Source organism: Rubrivirga sp. (genome assembly GCF_049648075.1).
Taxonomy (GTDB): Bacteria; Bacteroidota; Rhodothermia; order Rhodothermales; family Rubricoccaceae; genus Rubrivirga.
In genome coordinates, this window is the sequence record NZ_JBARYR010000332.1 from 1 (window position 1) to 5,459 (window position 5,459).

A 5,459-nucleotide genomic window follows, 5' to 3' on the forward strand; every position below is an offset into this window, starting at 1 on the left:
GGACGCCCGCGTCGAGGTCGTAAACGACGATGCCGGCGCCTACCTCGCCCAGACGGCTGAAACCTTCGACGTCATTCTGATCGACCTGCCGGACCCGAACCACGAGAGCCTAGCGAAGCTCTATAGCCGACCGTTTTATGCCCTCGTCCGCGACCGCCTGGGCGTCGGCGGGATGGTCGCGGTCCAGTCGACGTCACCGACGTTCGCGCGTGAGGCCTTCTGGAGCATCGTTACGACGGCCGAGTCAGCGGGCTTGAACCCGGAGCCATACCACCTCTACATCCCGAGCTTCGGTGACTGGGGTTTCTTCCTGGGCTCGACGCACGCCGTCCGCCCGGAGCGCTACGATCCGTCCATCGCCCTCGAGGTCATGTCTCCGGAGACGTTCCAGGCGGCTCGGCACTTTGATGCCGATATCGACCGCCTCGAGGTCGAGGTGAGCACGCTCGACGATCCGGTCGTGCTTCGCTATTACCAGAAGGGGTGGGCGCAATGGCAGTAAACGAGGTTCCGGTTCAGGGTCGGCTGCGCCGGCCTAGCGGCTCAGGGTTCGACTCCCGGCACCCCCAGTCTGCTTCGCCCTCGAGGGCGGGCGGGCACCACTTGTTGGCTGACTTCTGGGTCGAGGACGCCGGGCCGCTGCGCTGGACCGCAACGTGGGAGCGGCTGTTGCCGGACGCCTGTCGCAGTGCCGGCGCGACCGTCCTCGGATCCCGCTTCCACCAGTTCGAGCCCGACGGCGTGACCGGCATCGTCCTCTTGGCCGAGAGCCACGCGAGCGTCCACACCTGGCCCGAGGCCGGCCTCGTCACGCTCGACGTGTTCACGTGCGGCGCTCTCGACACCGAGGCCATCGTCCACTCCGTCCGCCAAGCGCTGCGCCCAAGCCGTGAACGCGTCACCGCCGTCGCTCGCGGGAATGCGGCGCAACCCGACCTTGAGGTCGCACGAACACCCCGCTCGTCCTCGAGGACGGCGCAGGCTGAACCGATGTCGGGACCACCACCCACCACCAATAGTCATCCCCGCGCAGGCGGGGACCCATACGGCCTTCCCGCCGATTCAAGCCGTGACTCGTCCTCGAGGGCGATCACATCCGCGCGAGCGGCTGAAACTCCTGAACCGCCCTCGAGGCCGCTTGCACCACTACATGGATCCCCGCATTCGCGAAGATGACTCTGTAGGAGGAATCGCCCTCGAGGACGATTCTGTTACTCGACACCCACTCTCACCAACCCACCAAAGACATGGGACTCATGGACCGCCTCCGCAACGAGCTCATCGACATCGTCGAGTGGGCCGACGGATCCCGCGACGACTTGGTTCACAAGTTTGACCGCCATCAGAACGAGATCAAGTCCGGCGCCAAGCTGGTCGTCCGCGAGGGTCAGGCCGCCGTGTTCGTCGACCAGGGCCGGCTCGCCGACGTGTTCGAGCCCGGCACCTACACGCTCGACACCGCCAACCTGCCGATCCTGACCACCCTCGAGGGCTGGAAGTACGGCTTCGAGAGCCCGTTCAAGGCCGAGGTCTACTTTGTCAACACGCGCCGCTTCCCGGACCAGAAGTGGGGGACCAAGAACCCCATCATGTTGCGCGACCCCGAGTTCGGTCCGACGCGTCTGCGGGCATTCGGTACGTACGCGTTCCGCGTCAGCGACCCGGCGACGTTCCTGGAGGAGATGGTCGGCACGTCGGGGGCGATGGACACTGAGGAGGTGACCAACCAGATCCGAAACACGCTGGTGGCCCGGTTTACCGACGTGCTCGGGTCGTCCGGTCTCGCCGCCCTCGACATGGCGTCGAACGTGGATGAGCTGGGCGGCTTCATCTCGGAGAAGATCGCGGACGACATGGAGGAGTACGGCCTCGAGGTCGTGAACCTGTTAGTGGAGAACGTGTCCCTCCCGCCGGCTGTCGAGGAGGTCTTGGACCAGCGGACGAGCATGGGCGTGATCGGGAATCTCGGCGCGTACACGCAGTTCCAGACCGCCCAGGCGATCGGGAAGGCGGCCGAGAACCCAGGCGGCGGTGCCGCTGCGGCCGGTGTCGGGATGGGCGCGGGCATGATGATGGCGAACCAGATGGGCGGCGCCATGATGGGCGGCGCGGCGGCGCAGCCGTCCTCGAGCCCGACGCCTCCGCCTCCGCCGCCGGCCGTGACCTACCACGTCTCCGTCGATGGCCAGACGACCGGTCCGTTCACGCTCGACCAACTCCGTCGTAAGGCCGGCGACGGGAGCCTGACGCGCCAGACGCACGTCTGGAACGAGGGCATGAGCGGATGGACCCGCGCCGGCGAGGTCGACGCACTCGGCCCGGTGTTCGGCGCCGTACCACCGCCCCCTCCGCCGCCCGGCGCCTAGCCGTCCTCGAGGGCGACTCCTCGTGTGCGCCCTCGAAAAGGATTAGGGAAAGCCCGGCAGCAGAAACGCTCGCTGCCGGGTAGGTTCGCTGTTCACGGTCTGGTCGGTCAATGAGTCCGCAGGCGAAGGCGGTCCTGTCGGACATAGGAGGATTACTGACTGTACCCGGTTTGGTAGCGCTGACGGCTATGGTCGTCGGCGCTGTCGCGGGGGAGTGGTGGGCGCTCGTGCCGCTTGGAGTGACTGCGGCCGTAAGCCTGGGCGGAGGACTGGCGATTCGCTACCTCTGCCGGACGTCCTCCTCCGATGGTCTTCGATCTCCGATGGGAGCCGTCGTCGTGGCGGTAGGCTGGATCGGGGCGGCCATGCTCGGGGGGTTGCCGCTTTACATAGCGGCCGTGGGCAGCGGTGAGCCGTCGATGGCACCCTACGGGACCGTGTGGAGCGCCTTTTTTGAGGGGATGTCGGCCCTCACGAGCTCGGGGCTGACGATGGCGTCGGATCCGTCCGAGCTTCCCTTTGCCTTCCAATGGTGGCGCACCGCCCTCGAGTGGGTTGGCGGGATGGGTGTGGTGATGCTGGCGCTGATCCTGTTTCGGACCCACGCAAACCGCGTCTCGCTCGTGACCTCCGAGATCAACGTCGAGGAGTTTGCGGAAGACAACACCGACGCGGTCAAGCGCTTGTGGATGGTCTACTCCGTCCTGACGGGCGCGTCCGTGATCGCGTTCTGGCTCGTGGGGATGCCTCTGTGGGAGGCGCTCAATCACGGTGTCGCGGGCGTCGCGACCGGAGGCTTCGCCGTGACGTCGGACAGCTTCGGGAGCTACGGCTCCGTTGTGAAGTGGGTCGGGATCGTCGTGATGGTGCTGGGGGCGATGGACTTCGCGGTCCACGTCCGCGTGTTCACGCGCCGCCAGTGGAGCGACCTGTGGCGGGACAGCCAGACCGTCGGACTGTGGATCGCACTCGTCTTGGGCAGCGTGGTCCTGCTGGGCGTCACGACGGCGCGCGGCGACACTGGAAGCACGACCGACTTCGCGTTCATGTGGGCGAGCGCGCTCGCCACGTGTGGCTTTGGGACCGTCGACCTCGCCGACTGGAGCGGCGCCGCGCTCTGGGTCTTGACCGTTGGGATGTTCGTAGGAGCCGCGGCTGGATCGACGGGCGGCGGGCTCAAGATTCGGCGCGTCGCCTTGCTCCTGAAAGAGATCGTGTGGCAGATCCGCGACAAGGACGACGTCCGCAAGCGGAGGAACCAGTTCGAGGGAGAAGCCCTCGAGACCGACGAGGCCTTCTCGCTCGTGCGCCAGGCGAGCTCGCTCGCGATGGCGTTTATCGCGTCGCTCGCGATTGGCGCGCTGGCGCTCTTGGTCGTCCTCGACGGCGAGTTCGACACGATCGACGTCTTGTTCGAGACGACATCGGCGCTGGGCGCAGTCGGGCTCTCGTCCGGCGTCACGAGCGCGGACCTCCCGGCCGCCGCCAAGGCCGTGATGATCACGCTCATGTGGCTCGGCCGCTTGGAGGTGATGGCCGCGTTGATGATCGTGGCTGCGCTCCTCGACAAGGTGCTCGGACGCGGCGAGCCGGACGAGCGCGTCCTCGAGGACGCTGGCGTCAGCGGGGCGTAGGAGCGGAGTCGTCCTCGAGGACGTCTCTATACTCACGGCGGCTCCCCATGACCCCGATGACTCGTTTCCTTGGCGCCCTCGTTCTCGCGGCGCTCGTCACCGTCCCGGCGCAGTCTCAAGAGACGCTCCTGCTCCGCCAGCCGACGCTCAGCGCCCAACACGTCGCCTTCGCCCACGGCGGAGATCTCTGGGTGGCGGACCGATCTGGCGGCGACGCTCGTCGCCTGACCAGCACGCCCGCCGTCGAGGCCGACCCGCATTTCTCGCCCGACGGCCGGATGATCGCGTTCACGTCCAACCGCTCCGGCCTCGAGGCCGTCTACACCGTTCCCGTCGAGGGCGGCGACCCGACGCGCCTGACGTGGTACCCAGCGTCTTCGCAGGCACGAGGGTGGTCGCCCGACGGCGCACGCGTGCTCTACGCGTCCTCGAGGGAGACGGCGCCCGTCGGGTACAACCGGTTGTGGACGGTCGCCCTCGAGGGCGGGCCGTCGGCCCTCGTTCCGATGCCGCGCGCGACCGACGGCGCCTACAGTCCCGACGGGCAGCGGATGATCGTCGACCGCGTGCGGCGGTGGGACCAGGAGTGGCGGAACTACCGGGGCGGCCAGAACACGCCGCTCGCGATCCTCGACCTCGAGTCGATGGAAGAGATCTACCTGCCGAACGAGCGGACGACCGACATCGAGCCCGTCTGGCACGGCGACACGGTCTACTTCGTCTCCGACCGCGACTGGACGGCCAACGTCTGGTCCTACGATCCGGCCACCGGAGACCTCCGCCAGCGGACCGCCTTCGAGGACGCCGACGTGAAGGCTCTCAGCGCCGGACCTGACGTGCTGGCCTTCGAGCGCGAAGGCTGCCTCCACACCTTCGATCCCGCGACCGACCAAACCTCGACGCTGTCGATCACCGTCCGGGGCGACTTCCCGTGGGCGGCCTCGAGGTGGGAGAACGTCACCGGCGATGTCGAGTCCGTGGGGCTCTCGCCGACGGGCCAGCGCATCGTGATGGCGGCTCGCGGCGAGGTGTTTACGGTCCCCGTCGAAAACGGCGACGCGCGCAACCTGACGCGCTCCTCCGACGCCGCCGACCGAGCCGTCACGTGGTCGCCAGATGGCCGGCACGTCGCGTGGTTCTCCGACGCCGGTGGCGACGGCTACGGCCTGATGCTGGCCGAGCAGGACGGGATGAGTGAGCCGCGCCGCATCGACATCGGCGAGTCCGTGATGGCGTGGGAGCCCGTCTGGTCGCCGGACAGCGAGCACATCGCGTTCGTCGACGACGACGTCCGCGTACGCGTCCTCGAGGTCGAGTCCGGCCGCATCCAGACCGTCGACGTGGGCGGGACCAACATCGAGCGCGGCAACATGGCGCCGACGTGGTCGCCGGACTCGCAGTGGCTCGCCTACGCCACGTCGGCGCCGAACAACTTCCGCCGCGTCATGGCATGGTCCGC

4 protein-coding genes and 1 pseudogene are annotated in these 5,459 nt (G+C 67.9%); all 5 read left to right on the plus strand.

All coding sequences use genetic code 11. The features are described from left to right. Positions 1-502 (plus strand): annotated as a pseudogene (locus tag WBA11_RS09940) (polyamine aminopropyltransferase); the annotation flags it as partial. Next, the gene (gene speD / locus WBA11_RS09945; RefSeq protein ID WP_424520543.1) at positions 493-1,176 is read left to right on the plus strand and encodes an adenosylmethionine decarboxylase; all 684 of its coding nucleotides are present in this window, start codon (positions 493-495) and stop codon (positions 1,174-1,176) included. The pseudogene WBA11_RS09940 and the gene speD, both read left to right, overlap by 10 nt. 80 nt (positions 1,177-1,256) lie before the next feature. After that, positions 1,257-2,366, plus strand: a complete 1,110-nt coding sequence (locus WBA11_RS09950; protein ID WP_424520544.1) for an SPFH domain-containing protein — start codon at positions 1,257-1,259, stop codon at positions 2,364-2,366. Between the two features lie 188 nt (positions 2,367-2,554). Continuing rightward, positions 2,555-4,000, plus strand: a complete 1,446-nt coding sequence (locus WBA11_RS09955) for a TrkH family potassium uptake protein (RefSeq protein WP_424520545.1) — start codon at positions 2,555-2,557, stop codon at positions 3,998-4,000. A 56-nt stretch (positions 4,001-4,056) separates the two neighbouring features. Further along, positions 4,057-5,459: S41 family peptidase (locus tag WBA11_RS09960; RefSeq protein WP_424520546.1), on the plus strand; the 1,403-nt coding region annotated here is incomplete at its 3' end.

Excerpts from the sequence above, each read along its gene's own strand:
- WBA11_RS09950 (WP_424520544.1), top strand. The coding sequence starts at position 1,257 with ATGGACCGCCTCCGCAACGAGCTCATCGACATCGTCGAGTGGGCCGAC.
- WBA11_RS09955 (WP_424520545.1), top strand. The coding sequence starts at position 2,555 with ATGGTCGTCGGCGCTGTCGCGGGGGAGTGGTGGGCGCTCGTGCCGCTT.
- speD (WP_424520543.1), top strand. The coding sequence starts at position 493 with ATGGCAGTAAACGAGGTTCCGGTTCAGGGTCGGCTGCGCCGGCCTAGC.